The 15,200-nt window shown below is 44.6% G+C and carries 13 protein-coding genes; 6 read left to right on the top strand and 7 right to left on the bottom strand.

Going from position 1 to position 15,200, the window contains the following annotated elements:
• The first annotated feature begins 30 nt into the window (after positions 1-30).
• Both IEV61_RS17780 and IEV61_RS17775 read left to right on the top strand, forming a co-directional pair.
• Positions 31-684 carry an HD domain-containing protein gene (locus tag IEV61_RS17780; RefSeq protein WP_188418407.1) on the top strand — a complete coding sequence of 218 codons (654 nt, stop codon included), beginning with the start codon at positions 31-33 and terminating at the stop codon, positions 682-684.
• 114 nt (positions 685-798) lie between these two features.
• Positions 799-2,109, top strand: coding sequence for a carbohydrate porin (locus tag IEV61_RS17775; RefSeq protein WP_188418406.1), 1,311 nt, complete (start codon positions 799-801; stop codon positions 2,107-2,109).
• Here the strand turns inward: IEV61_RS17775 and IEV61_RS17770 are convergent.
• Together IEV61_RS17770 and mqnB are read right to left on the bottom strand one after the other, a co-directional pair.
• On the bottom strand, positions 2,106-2,963 hold the full coding sequence (locus IEV61_RS17770) for a menaquinone biosynthesis family protein (RefSeq protein WP_188418405.1): 858 nt from the start codon (positions 2,961-2,963) through the stop codon (positions 2,106-2,108). The genes IEV61_RS17775 and IEV61_RS17770 overlap by 4 nt on opposite strands.
• 91 nt (positions 2,964-3,054) lie before the next feature.
• Positions 3,055-3,810: a futalosine hydrolase gene (gene mqnB / locus IEV61_RS17765; protein ID WP_188418404.1), complete on the bottom strand. Its 756-nt coding sequence runs from the start codon at positions 3,808-3,810 to the stop codon at positions 3,055-3,057.
• A 64-nt stretch (positions 3,811-3,874) separates the two neighbouring features.
• Here mqnB and IEV61_RS17760 point away from each other — a divergent pair, with 64 nt between their 5' ends.
• From IEV61_RS17760 to IEV61_RS17745, 4 genes are all read left to right on the top strand, one after another.
• Positions 3,875-4,291, top strand: a complete 417-nt coding sequence (locus IEV61_RS17760) for a 6-pyruvoyl trahydropterin synthase family protein (RefSeq protein ID WP_188418514.1) — start codon at positions 3,875-3,877, stop codon at positions 4,289-4,291.
• 8 nt (positions 4,292-4,299) lie between these two features.
• On the top strand, positions 4,300-4,941 hold the full coding sequence (gene folE, locus IEV61_RS17755; RefSeq protein ID WP_188418403.1) for a GTP cyclohydrolase I FolE: 642 nt from the start codon (positions 4,300-4,302) through the stop codon (positions 4,939-4,941).
• 72 nt (positions 4,942-5,013) lie between these two features.
• Positions 5,014-5,895, top strand: coding sequence for an ACP S-malonyltransferase (fabD, locus tag IEV61_RS17750; protein WP_188418402.1), 882 nt, complete (start codon positions 5,014-5,016; stop codon positions 5,893-5,895).
• Positions 5,896-6,047: 152 nt separating this feature from the next.
• The gene (locus IEV61_RS17745; protein WP_188418401.1) at positions 6,048-9,761 is read left to right on the top strand and encodes a sensor histidine kinase; all 3,714 of its coding nucleotides are present in this window, start codon (positions 6,048-6,050) and stop codon (positions 9,759-9,761) included.
• 107 nt (positions 9,762-9,868) lie between these two features.
• Here the strand turns inward: IEV61_RS17745 and hflX are convergent, their stop codons facing one another.
• From hflX to IEV61_RS17720, 5 genes are all read right to left on the bottom strand, one after another.
• Positions 9,869-11,053, bottom strand: coding sequence for a GTPase HflX (gene hflX / locus IEV61_RS17740; protein WP_188418400.1), 1,185 nt, complete (start codon positions 11,051-11,053; stop codon positions 9,869-9,871).
• An 88-nt stretch (positions 11,054-11,141) separates the two neighbouring features.
• Positions 11,142-11,927, bottom strand: a complete 786-nt coding sequence (trpC, locus tag IEV61_RS17735) for an indole-3-glycerol phosphate synthase TrpC (RefSeq protein WP_188418399.1) — start codon at positions 11,925-11,927, stop codon at positions 11,142-11,144.
• 50 nt (positions 11,928-11,977) lie between these two features.
• The gene (locus IEV61_RS17730) at positions 11,978-12,628 is read right to left on the bottom strand and encodes an anthranilate synthase component II (RefSeq protein WP_188418398.1); all 651 of its coding nucleotides are present in this window, start codon (positions 12,626-12,628) and stop codon (positions 11,978-11,980) included.
• 236 nt (positions 12,629-12,864) lie between these two features.
• Positions 12,865-14,274, bottom strand: a complete 1,410-nt coding sequence (locus IEV61_RS17725) for an anthranilate synthase component I family protein (protein ID WP_188418397.1) — start codon at positions 14,272-14,274, stop codon at positions 12,865-12,867.
• A 271-nt stretch (positions 14,275-14,545) separates the two neighbouring features.
• The gene (locus tag IEV61_RS17720) at positions 14,546-14,989 is read right to left on the bottom strand and encodes a cytochrome B (protein ID WP_188418396.1); all 444 of its coding nucleotides are present in this window, start codon (positions 14,987-14,989) and stop codon (positions 14,546-14,548) included.
• Positions 14,990-15,200 lie beyond the last annotated feature (211 nt).

The following is a 15,200-nucleotide window of genomic DNA, read 5'->3' as shown; positions in this document are numbered from 1 at the left end:
ATTTGCCTCCAACGAGCAAAATATAACAGCATGAATTCCCAACTACTTATCGAAAATACGGCTGCCTATGTGCGCCAAACCTTGCAAAACGCCGAAGGCGGGCACGATTGGTGGCACATTTTACGGGTATGGAACAATGCCAAACTCATTGCCCAAACCGAACCTGCCAATATGCTGATAGTAGAGCTGGCCGCCCTGCTACATGACATAGCCGACGCTAAATTTCATGGCGGCGATGAAGAAATTGGCCCGCGTACGGCTATTAGCTTTTTGCAAAGCCAAAGCGTTGATGCCGATGTGATTGAGCATGTGACGCAAATTATCAGGCATATGTCGTTCAAGGCCAGTTTCGAGGGTAAAAAGTTCAGCTCACCAGAGTTGGATGTGGTGCAGGATGCCGATAGGTTGGATGCCATTGGTGCTATTGGCGTAGCCCGCGCTTTCAACTACGGCGGGTTTAAGGGTCGCGAAATGCATAACCCAGAGGTTAGCGCAAATCTTAATATGACTAAAGAGGAGTATAAGAGCACTACCGCCCCTACCATAAACCACTTTTACGAAAAGCTGCTTTTATTAAAAGATAAGATGAACACGGCCACTGCGCAAAAGCTGGCCGAACAACGGCATGCGTTTATGGAAACCTTTTTAGACCAGTTTTATGCCGAATGGGAAGGCCGAGCTTAGCGCCTTAAAGTCACGACCATTACTTCGCTGTATTAGAATACGATTAGACTTTGCCTGAGCGACCGAAGCCTTTATGTAAATGCTTTACATTTACATAAAGTTTTGTACTTACGCATGAAACCACACTTTTTACTTCTACTGCTTTTGGGCGCAGCCACGGCCGCGCATGCCCAAACCGATACGGTTAAACAACAACGCTTTAACCTGCACTTTCAGCAAACAATTATTACGCAAACCAAGCCTGCCTTTAGCGCCGCGTACTCCGGCCAAAACAGCTTGTTAAAAACCCACGAAACGGCATCCTCATTAACCACTACGCTATTTGGCGGTGCCCGCCTTTGGAAAGGTGCAGAGGCTTACTTTAACCCCGAAATGTCAGGCGGTGCAGGTTTTAGCCAAACCCTGGGTGTGGCCGGCTTTCCAAATGGCGAAACCTTCAGGGTAGGCAGTGCCGAACCTAAAATTTATATAGCCCGCCTTTATTTAACGCAAAACTTTGAATGGGGAACCGGGCGCGACACGCTTGACGATGAAGCCAATCAACTGGCCGGGACCCGCAGCAAACGCTACCTGTCGCTTACGGCGGGTAAATTTGGCATGAGCGACTTTTTTGATGGCAATACCTTTAGCCATGACCCTCGTACCCAGTTCATGAACTGGTCACTCATGAGCAATGGTGCATGGGATTATCCGGCTAACACGCGCGGTTACATTATGGGCCTCTTTGCCGAATTAGGCCAGCCTAACTGGACCCTGCGCTACGCTTTTACTATGGTACCCACCCAAGCCAACGGCTCGGTGTTAGATGAAAAAATAAGCAAAGCCAATACGCAAACGCTCGAATACGAACGTCGCTATCTGTTGAACAATCAAAATGGTACGCTAAGGATACTTGGCTTTTACAACAAGGGCAAAATGGGCAACTACCGCGAGGCGGTGAGCACCAACCCTGCAGCACCCGATATTGATGCCGTAAATTACTATGGTCATAGCAAATGGGGCTTTGGCATTAATGCCGAACAGTATATTACCCCAAGCCTGGGCATTTTTGCAAAGGCCAGTTATAACGATGGCCATACAGAAACCTGGTTTTTCACCGAAATTGACCGTTCATTAAGCTTTGGCAGCGTATTAAAAGGCAACTCATGGAAACGCAGTAACGACGAATTGGGCCTGGCGTTTGTAGGCAACGGCATTTCGGGCCCGCACCGTAATTATTTAGAGGCCGGCGGTTATGGTTTTATTATTGGCGATGGCAGGTTAAACTACCGCCCGGAGATGATTGCCGAGCTCTACTACAAGATAGACGCCTATCAAAAGAAATTATGGCTTACGCCCGACTACCAATTTATAGCTAACCCTGCCTACAATAAAGACAGGGGGCCGGTAAATGTATTCTCCATAAGGGCACACGTTGAGTTTTAAACCAGCGGCGTTAAAAACAATTCGTGTTTAATTTCGGGAATGATCTCTTTTTCCTTTGCGGTATCAAACAGTAATTGAATTGCTTTTTTACCTTCTATGCCTAAATCGAGCGAATATTGGTTTACATACAGGTCTATGTGCTTGTACATTACCTCTTCGCTCATTTCCTGAGCGTGCTGTTTAATAAACTCCAGTCCTGATTTTGGGTTGGCAAAGGCAAACTCTACCGAGCGGCGCAGTACGCGGTTAACTTTGTGCTGCACGTCTAACGGTAATTTACGGTTGGCTACAATACCGCCTAAGGGGATGGCACAGCCGGTTTCTTTTTCCCAGTAATCGCCCAGGTCTAATATTTTTTTAAGCCCTTTGTCCTGGTAAGTAAAGCGGTTTTCATGAATTATTAATCCCACCTCAATCCTATCATCCAGCAAAGCCTGTTCAATATCTGAGAATACGATCTCCTGTTTATTCACCGCATTAGGGAAAGCCAGGCTCAAAAGGAAATTAGCCGTGGTATATTTACCCGGTATACCTATGCGGATGGTGCGGTTTTCAGATTTCAGGTCTTCGTAAGCCTTTTGTTCATCGCCTTTACAGATTAGCAACGGACCAACACCAAAGCCCAGGGCACTGCCGGCATCAAGCAATACGTATTGGTTAGCTACGTAAGCAAAGGCATGATAGCTTAGCTTGGTTACATCCAGCTCGCCGTGTATGGCTTTATGGTTAAGCGTTTCCACATCATCATAAAACACCTCAAATTCTAAACCTTCGGTATCAATTTTATGATGAATTAACGCATCAAAAATAAACGTGTCGTTAGGGCAGGGCGAAAAGCCGAGTGTTAATTTCATAGTTTGTTGGTTTTAGGGTTAAGAGGTTCGGGGAGCGGGGGATTATACATCAAGACAGAACGTCCGGCTTTAAACCCCGCTCTTCGTACCTTCAATCTTCGCTCCCTAAACCACTTAACAAGCTCTCCGCAAAGGTATTCAGATTTTTAACGGCCAGCCCTATTTTCCAGGCATCGCGGTTACGCTTTTCTACATAATTTGACACCGCCCTGATTTGCAACGCCGGTACACCCGCCTGTTGGCAGGCGTAAAAGAAAGCCGCACCTTCCATGCTCTCCAGTTGTGGTGCAGCGCGCTGGTGCAGTTTCGCTATTGATGCTTCTTCACCATGTACCGTATTTACCGTAGCAGCGGTTACCTTCCATGGCTTATCGTTAGTATAGTAATCAGCTAATTTAGCAGTGGCGGTAAATTTAGTTTGGCCAAAGCCCAAGGCATCCAATGTAATAAAACGGCTATCGTCTTCGGCACCCAACTCGGTAAAAGTATCTTCGGTAATCTCTACCACCGTACCAAGAGGAATGTTACGGTCAAAGCTCCCGGCAATGCCCAGGTTAATGGCTAAATCGTACTGATGAGTTGCCAGATGCCTGCCCAACGCAAAAGCTGTAGCCACCATGCCCACGCCGGTGATGAGGATTTTAGGTGAGGGGTGCGGGGTGGGGGGATCGAGGTGCGAAGAGCGGGGTGCGGGGTGCGGAGAAGCTTCGGGGTGCTCCGAAATCCTGCTTTCTTCACCAAATACTTTACTTCCTAATCCAAACACTTCGATCCCCGCACCCCGCACCCCGCACCCTAAAACGCCGGCTATCTCCTCCCTCGTTGCGGCCACTACTAATATCTTCATACTGGCTAAGATAAAACAACTTGCCTGTTTTTGTTTTGTATATTTGCACCCAATAATTGTTATGATGATTCATATTACGCGCAAAGAACATTTTAATGCCGCACACCGGATGTACCGGGAAGAATGGAGCGCTGAAAAAAACCAGGAAGTTTTTGGAAAATGTGCCAACCCCAACTGGCACGGCCATAATTATAATTTGTTTGTAACCGTTAAAGGCGAAATTACCCATGCCACAGGCTACTTAATTGATCTTAAAGAGCTCAAAGTAATTATAAACGATTACGTGATTGAAAAGCTGGATCATAAAAACCTGAATAAGGATGTAGACTTTATGCAGGGCAAAATGGCCTCCACCGAAATCTTGTGTATAGAAATATTTAACCAGCTAAAGGCACCTATCGAGGCATACGATGGTGTGTTTTTGCACTCCGTTAGATTATTTGAAACCGAAAATAATAGTGCCGAATACTTTGGCGATTAACGCATACTATGATTGACGACGACGATAACCTGCCCGACCGCGATGCAGGGATAAACGGTTACAAAAAGATAGACCGGTACAACCCGGAGCTCATCACCAGCCTATCGGCCAACTACCACCAGGTTTTAGAACATATAGGCGAAGACCCTACCCGTGAAGGTTTATTAAAAACCCCCGAGCGTATGGCCAAAGCCATGCTTTATCTTACCCAAGGCTACGATCTCAACGCCAAAGAGATCCTGACTTCGGCTATGTTTAAGGAGGAATACAGCCAAATGGTAGTGGTGAAAGACATTGAGGTATACTCTATGTGTGAACACCATATGCTGCCGTTTTTTGGTAAGGCTCATGTAGCTTACATTCCTAACGGCCATGTGGTGGGCTTAAGTAAAATACCGCGCATTGTTGATGTGTTTTCGCGCAGGCTGCAGGTACAGGAACGCTTAACCAACGAAATCAGGGATTGTATACAAGACACCTTGCAGCCCCTGGGCGTAGGTGTGGTTATAGAATGCCGCCACCTGTGCATGAGCATGCGCGGCGTGCAAAAGCAAAACTCGGTAACTACCACTTCGGCCTTTAGCGGCGAGTTCTATAAAGAGAAGACAAGAACTGAATTTTTACAGTTGATCACCAGCAAATTAAGCTAAACCCCCTAACCCCCTGAAGGGGGAACGTATAAAAAGCTCCCCCTTCAGGGGGTTGGGGGGGTCTAATTAACAATGAAAGCATATATATTCCCAGGGCAGGGTGCCCAGTTTGTAGGTATGGGTAAAGACCTGTACGATAATCATGACGAAGCCCGCCAGTTATTTGAACAGGCAAACGAAATTTTAGGCTTCCGCATTACCGACTTGATGTTTAGTGGTACCGACGAAGATCTTAAACAAACCAACGTTACCCAACCCGCCATATTTTTGCACTCGGTTATTTTAGCCAAGGTAGCCGGCAACGAGTTTAAGCCCGAAATGGTTGCAGGTCATTCTTTGGGCGAGTTTTCGGCCCTGGTATCGGCCGGAGCACTGTCTTTTGAAGACGGCTTAAAGTTAGTAGCCGCACGTGCCAACGCGATGCAAAAAGCCTGCGAAATACAACCTTCTACTATGGCGGCCGTTTTAGGGTTAGATGATTTTACCGTGGAAGATATTTGTGAGCAGGTAAGCGAAGTAGTTGTACCGGCTAATTACAATTGCCCGGGCCAGCTGGTCATTTCAGGTACTATTGCCGGTGTTGAGCTGGCGTGCGAAAAAATGAAGGCTGCAGGTGCAAAACGTGCGTTGGTATTAAACGTGGGCGGTGCTTTTCACTCGCCATTAATGGAATCGGCACGGGTAGAACTGGAGCATGCCATTGTGAATACTAACATTCAGGAGCCGGTTTGCCCTATTTACCAAAACATTGATGCCAAACCATATACTGATGCCGCATTGATCAAAAAGAATTTAATTGCCCAGTTGACCGGGCCGGTACGCTGGACCCAAACTGTAATGCACATGCTTGAAGACGGCGCCACTTCTTTTACCGAGGTTGGGCCGGGCAATGTGTTGCAGGGTTTGGTTAAAAAGGTAGACCGTGCTGCCGCAACCGCAAGCTTAACGGTATAATTTAAATATATAATGCCCGGTTTCATTTGGAGTACCGGGCTTTATTTTGCAAAGCCACAAACTAAAGTGGCTTTTGTTTTTTATGATATATTTGATGCAATAAACATACATCTGCTACCACGTTGACTACCTACGCTAAAATTCGTATACTATTGGCATTACTGTTTGCCAGCTTACTGCTAACGGCAATAGTATTACGTAACAGCCACACCCCCAATGATGGTTTTTTAAAAAGTGCCCGCCAGCTTGAGAGCAACCTGAATAAGCGCGAAGCCGCAGTAGCTAAATTATTTGGCGAAAAACATTTTGCCGCCCTGAAAGTCCTGCCCGATAAAAACTACCAGCAAGCGCTCAACGAGATAGAAGAGGTTACCATACAAAAGCGCATTTGGCTGCTCACTTACAAAAACAACAAACTGGCCTTTTGGACGGGCATCAAAGTTATACCCGAAAATTTCAAAGTATATAAAGAAGGCGCATCGTTTGTAAAACTCAATAATGGCTATTATGAAGCCATACGCAAAACCGAAGGTAATTTTACAGCCCTTGCCTTCATTTTTGTAAAAAGCAATTTCAAAGTCCAAAACCATTACCTTAAAAACACTTTCGAACCGGGCCTGCTCAACAACAATAACCTTGAAGTTGCCGACCTGGGCGATAAAGATGTTTACCATATACATAATCTCCAAAAAACCTACCTTTTTTCGGTAAAGCTCAACCCTAAATCGCATGACCATGCTAACCTTGGTATTGAAGTGGGTTTATGGCTTGCTGCACTTATTACCTTGTGCCTGCTGGTAACCAGTGTATGTAATTATTTTATGCACCAAAGGCAGGTTTTGCTGTCGTTTGCATTAATGGCGGTTTGTATCATTATTATCCGCTGGGTTAACCTATACCTGCATTTGCCCGATTTCAGGGGTGTTTCAGATCTGTTTAGTCCGGGTCTATACTCGCTTAACAACACCTTTCCTTCCCTGGGCGATTTTTGCCTCAACGTTTTGTTCATGCTTTGGCTGGTGGTCTATATTTACAATCACCGCAATAAAATACTCAGGCATACTCCCGGAACGGTTGCTGGTTACGCTATTTTTTCGGGGGGTATATTGTTACTTATTGCCGTATCAACCTTGTTAATTCACCTGTTTAATAAGCTGGTTATCCAATCGCAAATAAGCTTCGATGTAAATAATGTGCTTAACCTTTCGGGATACAGTATGCTGGGCGTACTAATGTCGTGCTTTGGATTCCTCATTTTTTATTTACTGGTTGATACACTTTTGGCGGTAGATACCCATTTGCTCATAAAGCCACGGGTTAAGCTGGGTATATTTATAAGTGCCATATTGCTGGTTACAGGGCTATCATTTATTTACAGCTTTACGGTATTTTACTTGCTATGGGCTTTGCTGGTGTTTATAAGGGTATACGCCAACCGTTACCAGCACGGCGATCTTAATGCCGTATCTTTTGTGGCCATGGTGCTGATCTGCGCATGGATAGCATCTATCAAGCTCAATTACTTTGAATCGGTTAAAGAAAAAGGCACCCGCAAGCAACTCATCTCCCAGCTCGAAAACATAGACAACCCTAAGATAAAGCGTATTTTCAGCACGGTTGAAAAGCAAATTGTGGCCGATCCTGTGCTTACCAGGTATTTTAAAGATAATGATTATAGCCCGGGTTACTTAAAAAACCGCTTTAAAAAGCTTTATTTCGACGGCTACCTTTCTGACTACGATTGCAAGGTATATGAATTTGATGCCGCCGGGCAGCCCCGATCTCCACAAAATGATTACGTGCTGGATGTATTTAAAGAAATGGTGATTGTAAGCTCCTTTAAGCTATCCAATTATTTCTACCGCGAAAATGAACGTTTCGGTTTTCAAAGCTACTTTGCCATACTGCCGGTTTACAATAAAGACGCTAATTTGGGTACTGTAATTGTTGAGCTCAAATCAAAACCTATACACTCTAATAGTAACTTTCCAGAATTACTGGTAGATAACCAGTTGAGTCCTGATGTAAGGTTTAAAGACTATTCGTACGCCTTTTACAGCGATGATAGGTTACTTAGCCAAAACGGAAAATATAATTACAACGTTATCAATACCGAATTTAAGGGCAAACTTAAAACTTACTTTTTCAAAACCACTTACAGCAACCAGGAAGATGATACCAAGCCCTGGTACCAGCGTTTAACCCGGTACAGTCACCTGGTTTATCAGCCCAGCCAGCGTAAGGTTATCGTGGTATCCAAAGTAGATAATAACTCATTATCGTATATAGCCTCCTTTACCTTCTTCTTTATTGTACTCTTGGCATTCAGCGCATTTGTAATATTGTTCAGTTGGCTCTGGAACCGTATTACATTAATTAAGATTACTACCGACAGCATCCGTTGGAACTTTGGGCTGCACTTTGAGCATGTACTTTACCGCACCCGCATACAGTTTTCTATGATATTTGCTGTTGTGGTTACCCTGGCCTTGGTAGGTATAATTACTTACATATCCATTAAAGCTCAATACCAGGATCAACAAGACGACATGATCAGTGATAAGGTAACGGCTATTGCTTCGAAATTTGAGAACAGCTTTTTAGATGAACTTGGCCACATTGATGAAGATACGCAAGTGAAATTCAATAATTTTGCCGAAAACTTTTCTACCGATCTCATCCTCTTTAATACCGATGGCGTGGCTGTACTTTCAACGCAGCCCAAAATTTACGACTATGGTATTTTAGCCAAACGCATGCACGCCAAGGCTTACATTATGCTGAGCAAGCTGCAAAAATCGCTCCTGATCAATAATGAGCGTATTGGAGAATTGAATTACAAAACGGCTTATGTGCCGGTGCGCAATGCCAACAACGTTACTGTAGCCTTTCTGCAGCTTCCTTACTTTTCTAACGAGGCCGATTATTATGAACGTATGGGGTCGTTCTTAAACTCCATGATCAACATCTACGCCTTCATATTTTTGGCCATAGGTATGTTTGCGGTGTTAGTAGCCAGGCAAATTACTACGCCACTTAGCTTTATACAGCTTAACCTGAGCAAAACCATTTACGGTAAAAAGAATGAGCCGATAAAGTGGGACAGGCACGATGAAATTGGCGCTCTGGTTAAAGAGTATAATAAAATGATTGCGGCTCTGGAGAATAGCGCCAACCGCCTGGCACAATCAGAACGGGAAAGCGCATGGCGCGAAATGGCCAAACAAGTAGCCCACGAAATTAAAAACCCGCTTACGCCACTTAAACTGGGCTTACAGCTGCTCGAAAAATCGTGGAAGGATAAAGATCCAAAATTCGATACAAAGTTTGAGCGTTTCAGTAAATCGTTTGTGGAACAGATAGAAAGCTTGTCGTCTATAGCTTCTGAGTTTTCGGCTTTTGCCAAAATGCCTGATACCCGGATGGAGCGTTTAAACTTGTTCGACACTTTAGGCCAGGCCATTACCATATTCAAGCACATGGAAAACGTGCAGATCAATTATGAGACGCCCGAAACACCGTTCATGGTTAATGCCGACCGCGACCAGCTATTGCGCTGCTTTAACAACCTGCTTAAAAATGCTATTGAGGCCATGCCTCCCGAGCGTTTAGGCGTCATTAACGTGAACAACACCATTAACCGCAACAGCATTTTGCTGAAGATACAGGACAATGGTAACGGCATCCCCGAAAACCTGCACCAACGTATTTTTGAACCTAACTTTACCACTAAAAGTTCGGGTACAGGTTTAGGACTGGCCTTTGTAAAAAACTCTATAGAAAATGCCGGCGGACGGGTATGGTATGAAACCGTTATAGGTGAGGGTACGACCTTCTACCTCAATTTTCCGGAATCTAAAGCCTAATTCGATTCAACTATTTCTTCGATAACCTGCAATTTATCCCATAAAAAAAGCATCCCGGGTTTAACGAAGTGCTTTTTTGTAATCACTATTCAGGGGGCTGGTATTGCTTAGTATAACAAATGATCGTACGGATATCTTACCGTATGCAAGGCTACAACCTTATCATATAATAACTTTCTGAATTCATCTACATTTTCCTTCTTCAATGCAGATATAAAGATAGCCGGGCTGTTATTAGCTGCCATCCAAGTATGTTTAAACTCTTCGAGCGTTAGCATTTGCTCCGGCTCATCCGGGTTAATTTGGGTTGGCTGGTAGGCATCCATCTTATTAAACACGGTAATAACCGGCTTATCAATGGCACCAATATCTTTCAGCGTTTCGTTCACCGTGTTAATCTGATCTTCGAAATGAGGATGCGATACATCTACTACGTGAACCAGTACATCGGCCTCGCGTACTTCATCCAAGGTAGATTTAAAGCATTCTACCAAATGGTGAGGCAGCTTACGGATGAACCCTACCGTGTCTGACAGTAAAAAAGGCAGGTTCTCAATCACCACTTTCCTCACCGTGGTATCCAAGGTTGCAAAAAGCTTATTCTCGGCAAACACCTCCGATTTGGAGATCATGTTCATAATAGTAGATTTACCTACGTTCGTATATCCTACTAAAGCAACGCGTATTAACTGATGACGGTTTTTACGCTGCGTTTCGTTTTGCTTATCTATCTCTTTCAGCCTTTCTTTCAGCAAAGAAATCTTATTCAAAATCAAACGCCTATCCGTTTCTATTTGCGACTCACCAGGTCCGCGCATACCAATCCCACCTTTTTGACGCTCTAAGTGGGTCCATAAACGGGTTAAGCGTGGTAAAAGGTATTGTAACTGAGCCAGTTCTACCTGTGTTTTAGCCTGCGCGGTTTGTGCACGCCCGGCAAAAATATCGAGGATTAAGTTACTCCTGTCCAGTATTTTGACGCCTAACTCGGCTTCTATATTTCGCAATTGTGAAGGCGATAATTCATCATCGAATACCACCATATCTATCTCTTCGGCTTTAACGTAAGCCTGTATCTCTTCCAGCTTACCGGTACCCACAAAAGTAGCCCGCTCCGGCCGTTGCATACGTTGAGTAAACGATTTAACTGTTTTACCGCCGGCAGTCTCCACCAAAAACTCAAGCTCTTCCAGGTATTCTTTGGTTTGCTCGTCGGTTTGTCCTGGAGTTATAATACCTACCAGTACAGCGGTTTCCTGCTTTAACGCAGTATCGTAAAATTTTTGTTTCATTAACAGTTATCTAACAATCAAAATGCCAACTTGCTAAAAACCGGCTAAGTTGCAGGCAAACAAGGCCATGAGGTGCCATTATAGCAGGTTAGCGCAACTCATTCACAAATTCTTGCATGGCTAAACCCGGATCGGGCTGACGCATAAAGTTCTCACCAATGAGGAAACCATTAAAGCCAGCTTCTTTCAACTGCCTGATGACATGCGTATTGCTGATGGCGCTCTCCGAAATTTTAAGAACACCCGCGGGGATATGCCCGGCTAATTGGAACGAGGTATCTACCGATACGCTGAAATCGGCCAGGTTGCGGTTATTTACACCTATAGCATCCAGGTTATCGCAAATGCTGCGTTCGAGTTCTTCGAGGTTGTGCACTTCCAGCAGGGTATTCAGGCCAATGCTTTTGGCCAAAGCAGCAAACTGCTTTACTTCTTCCGGCGTTAAAATGGCGGCTATCAGCAAGATAACGTCTGCTCCCAGGGTTTTTGCTTCAATGATCTGATACTCATCAATCATGAAATCCTTACGCAGGATAGGGATGTTGTTAAATTTGCGGGCTTCCAGCAGATCGCGCTTAGCACCCATAAAAAAGTGCCTGTCGGTTAATACCGATAAGGCCGAAGCACCCGCCGCTACATAGCCCTGCGTTACATCCCTAACCTTTACCTGGTCGTTAATAATGCCTTTAGAAGGCGATTTACGCTTAAATTCGGCAATAATGCCTGAACGTTCAGGGTCGAGCAGGAACTCCTTGAACGACAAGGGTTCTCGCACGAACATCTCGCGTTCTTCCAAGTGTATATAAGAGGTAATGAGCTTAGCTGCAGCTACTTCCTTCTTTTTCTTTTGTACTATTTGATCTAAGATTGTCATAAATTGCAATTTACGTCATTGCGAGGTACGAAGCAATGACGTGTAAGTATCTATTCAACTCCCTCTTTAGGGGGTTGGGGGGCTAACCAATTGCCCATCATCTCTTTACCGTACTCTGTCAAAACCGATTCGGGGTGAAACTGTACTCCTCTAACATCCAGCGTTTTATGCCGCAAAGCCATGATTGAGTTATCCTTTTCATCGATAGCGGTAATGGTTAGCACTTCGGGCAATCCTTTTTCAGAAACCACCCAGGAGTGATAACGGCCAACACTGATGTTGCCGGGCAAACCCTTGAATAATTGCTCCTCTCCATCGGTTACTTTAATGGGGGTTGATATACCGTGCATAGGTCGGCTCAAATTATATAGTTCACCACCAAACGCCTCAGCTATAGCCTGTTGCCCTAAGCACACGCCAAAAATACTCTTAGTAGGTGCATAGGTTTTGATGACATCCAACAGCAAACCAGCCTCAGATGGAATGCCCGGACCGGGCGACAAAATGATCTTATCGAACCTGTCAACATCTTCCAGTTTAAACTGGTCGTTGCGCCAAACTTCGCATTCAATGCCCAACTCGTTCACCAAATGTACCAGATTGTAGGTAAATGAATCGTAATTATCGATGATCAAAACTTTACCCCCCGCCCCCCTGAAGGGGGAGTTTCCTGCTTCACTATTATTTATCAAATCACTCATTTTATTCAAAAAACTTTAAAAAACTTCAAAAAATTACTTTTTCAGTAATTGCCTTATTAAGGGCATCATAAGAGTTAAATTTCGTGTTCCGGTTTTTGTCTGTCTGAGTTTGTCCAAGACCTGTACTCGCGCTAAGTCTTCGACAAGCTCAGACTGACAGGCACATCTTTCATCCTCCACTCTCCGCACCTTTCATCCCCGCTCCCCGCACCTTTTTCATCCCCGCCCCTCGCAACCTAAATTTCCTGCGCCAGCTCAATGGCTTTTCGCAGGGCGGCAACTTTGTTATTCACCTCGTTCAGTTCGCTTTCGGGTACCGAGTCGGCTACAATGCCGGCACCGGCCTGGTAGTGCAGCGTGTTGTTCTTGCTTAACAACGAACGGATCATAATGGCGTGATTAAAATCGCCGTTGAAACCTAGGTACCCAATGGCACCACTGTAGAAACTGCGCTTGATGTTTTCGTTCTCATCAATAATTTCCATAGCCCTGAACTTTGGCGCACCGCTCAGTGTACCGGCCGGAAAAGTATCAGCCACAATCTTGAACGATGAAACATCGGGCTTTAACACGCCGCTTACATGCGATACCAGGTGAATAAGGTGCGAGTAGTATTGCACCTGCTTAAAGGCTTTCACTTCTACCTGCTGGCAATGGCGGCTTAGATCGTTACGGGCCAGGTCAACCAGCATGACGTGCTCGGCCGATTCCTTAGGGTCATTCTCCAGGGCGCGGGCAGCTTCGGCATCCTTCTCGTCATCGCCTGTACGCTTAAAGGTTCCTGCTATTGGGAAGATACTGGCTACCCGGTTTTTAATGGTGATCTGTGCCTCGGGCGATGAGCCGAAAATGCGGAAATCGCCATAATCGAAATAGAACAAGTATGGTGACGGATTGATTGAACGCAGCGCCCGGTAAACGTTAAACTCATCTCCCGAAAAAGCCTGTGAAAAGGCTCTAGATGGTACGATCTGGAAAACATCGCCCCGGTAAATGTGCTGCTTCATTTTTTCCACAATATCCATAAAGCCCTGGTCGGTCAGGTTAGATTGCTCCTGGTCTTTACTTTGGAAATAATACTCCGGAAAATCTTTGTTCTTGAGCAGGTACTGCATTTTCTCGATGCCTTTCTCATCGGCAGTGTCGCCATACTGGTTCTGGAAAATATACAGCTCGTTCTTGAAATGGTCTACCGCTATAATGTACCGGTACACATGGTACTGCATTTCGGGAATCTGCCGGGCATCATGCTCTACCTTTTTAAGGCGGATGGTTTCGTAATGCTCTACCGCTTCGTGGGTAAAATAGCCGAACAAACCGTTCGAAATAATTTTAATGGGCAGGGTATCGGTTTCAAAACGCTTTAAAAATGCGTCTATCTCATCTACTAGGTTAAATTGCCCTTCGTCAAACTTCACCTCGCTGCCATCGGGGAATTGCTGGGTGAGCACCCCTTTGTTAAGCACCATGCCCGCAATAGGTTCGCAGCAAATAAAGCTCAGGCTGTTATCGCGGCTGTGGTAGTCCGAACTTTCGAGCAGTAAAGAGTTGGGAAATATATCGCGCAGGCGCAGGTAAATGCTCACCGGTGTGGTGGTATCGGCCAGTAGCTTTTTATAGGTGGTATTTAATTTAAACTGTTGCATTAGTATCTAAAAAAATCAATTAAACGAAAAAACCCGGCGTGGTTGGCGCCGGGTCTCAAATCAGGGTTTATAATTGCTTAATCTTTTCTAATTCAATAAACCTACCGGGCTGCCTTATTGTTAAGGTGCCACCAAGTTAGGTTATTTAATTTTGTTGTCATTTACAGTAGCAAATATAGGAAGAAATATGAGCTTGCAAATTATTTGTGAAATTATTTTTCCAAAGCACAATAATTCGGTATAACTGCGTTAAGCCGAATTAAATATTGTTTTATAGGCCTGTTATAGCAAAAAACGGTCTTTTACTCTGTATAATAGCTACGATAATAACCACAACAGCTAACGTGTAAAAAATGGCAATAGCACGGTGCTTACCCTCGGGCAGTAATGCTTTTTTTGATTTACTGTGTCCTATGGTTATCAAGATGATAGCAAATATCATCATAGAAATATGCTCTACTGTCCAATAACGGGCAAGCGGGTCTTTCATTGTGGTTTTGGCAAAATGCACCAGAGGACTTACAAAGTATACCGCCAATCCAATCAATAGTTGCGTGTGCACCGATATCATGGCAAACAGGTTGATCTTGCGGTTACCTTCTGTGTAAGCTTTTTTGCCTAACCAACCGGCTAACGATTGAACAATAGCCAGCACCACCAGCAACAATACCAAAAACCTGAAACCCGAATGCAGGTACTTTAGAGATTCGTACATAATTATTAATTTTTTCCAAAGATAAGATTTATTCAACGGCTTGGAAGTGATTGGAGGGTTGACATTTCGAGAAAGCCTCTTTACCGTCATTGCTGTAAGGGTTTAGTAATTCGAGGACAAACAGATGATTTAAGATATGTTGTTTAGGGTGGTCATTTCGATAGGTTTTTTACCGCCTATACCTTGATGTGGCCTTTCCCAGTTGTAATAG

The organism is Mucilaginibacter galii (assembly GCF_014635825.1).
Lineage (GTDB): Bacteria > Bacteroidota > Bacteroidia > Sphingobacteriales > Sphingobacteriaceae > Mucilaginibacter > Mucilaginibacter galii.
The sequence above is the reverse complement of the archived record's forward strand: the minus strand, read 5'-3'. Positions and strand labels throughout refer to the sequence as shown.

Excerpts from the sequence above, each read along its gene's own strand:
- IEV61_RS17780 (WP_188418407.1), top strand. The coding sequence starts at position 31 with ATGAATTCCCAACTACTTATCGAAAATACGGCTGCCTATGTGCGCCAA.
- IEV61_RS17775 (WP_188418406.1), top strand. The coding sequence starts at position 799 with ATGAAACCACACTTTTTACTTCTACTGCTTTTGGGCGCAGCCACGGCC.
- IEV61_RS17770 (WP_188418405.1), bottom strand. The coding sequence starts at position 2,963 with ATGAAATTAACACTCGGCTTTTCGCCCTGCCCTAACGACACGTTTATT.
- mqnB (WP_188418404.1), bottom strand. The coding sequence starts at position 3,810 with ATGAAGATATTAGTAGTGGCCGCAACGAGGGAGGAGATAGCCGGCGTT.
- IEV61_RS17760 (WP_188418514.1), top strand. The coding sequence starts at position 3,875 with ATGATTCATATTACGCGCAAAGAACATTTTAATGCCGCACACCGGATG.
- folE (WP_188418403.1), top strand. The coding sequence starts at position 4,300 with ATGATTGACGACGACGATAACCTGCCCGACCGCGATGCAGGGATAAAC.
- fabD (WP_188418402.1), top strand. The coding sequence starts at position 5,014 with ATGAAAGCATATATATTCCCAGGGCAGGGTGCCCAGTTTGTAGGTATG.
- hflX (WP_188418400.1), bottom strand. The coding sequence starts at position 11,053 with ATGAAACAAAAATTTTACGATACTGCGTTAAAGCAGGAAACCGCTGTA.
- trpC (WP_188418399.1), bottom strand. The coding sequence starts at position 11,927 with ATGACAATCTTAGATCAAATAGTACAAAAGAAAAAGAAGGAAGTAGCT.
- IEV61_RS17730 (WP_188418398.1), bottom strand. The coding sequence starts at position 12,628 with ATGAGTGATTTGATAAATAATAGTGAAGCAGGAAACTCCCCCTTCAGG.
- IEV61_RS17725 (WP_188418397.1), bottom strand. The coding sequence starts at position 14,274 with ATGCAACAGTTTAAATTAAATACCACCTATAAAAAGCTACTGGCCGAT.
- IEV61_RS17720 (WP_188418396.1), bottom strand. The coding sequence starts at position 14,989 with ATGTACGAATCTCTAAAGTACCTGCATTCGGGTTTCAGGTTTTTGGTA.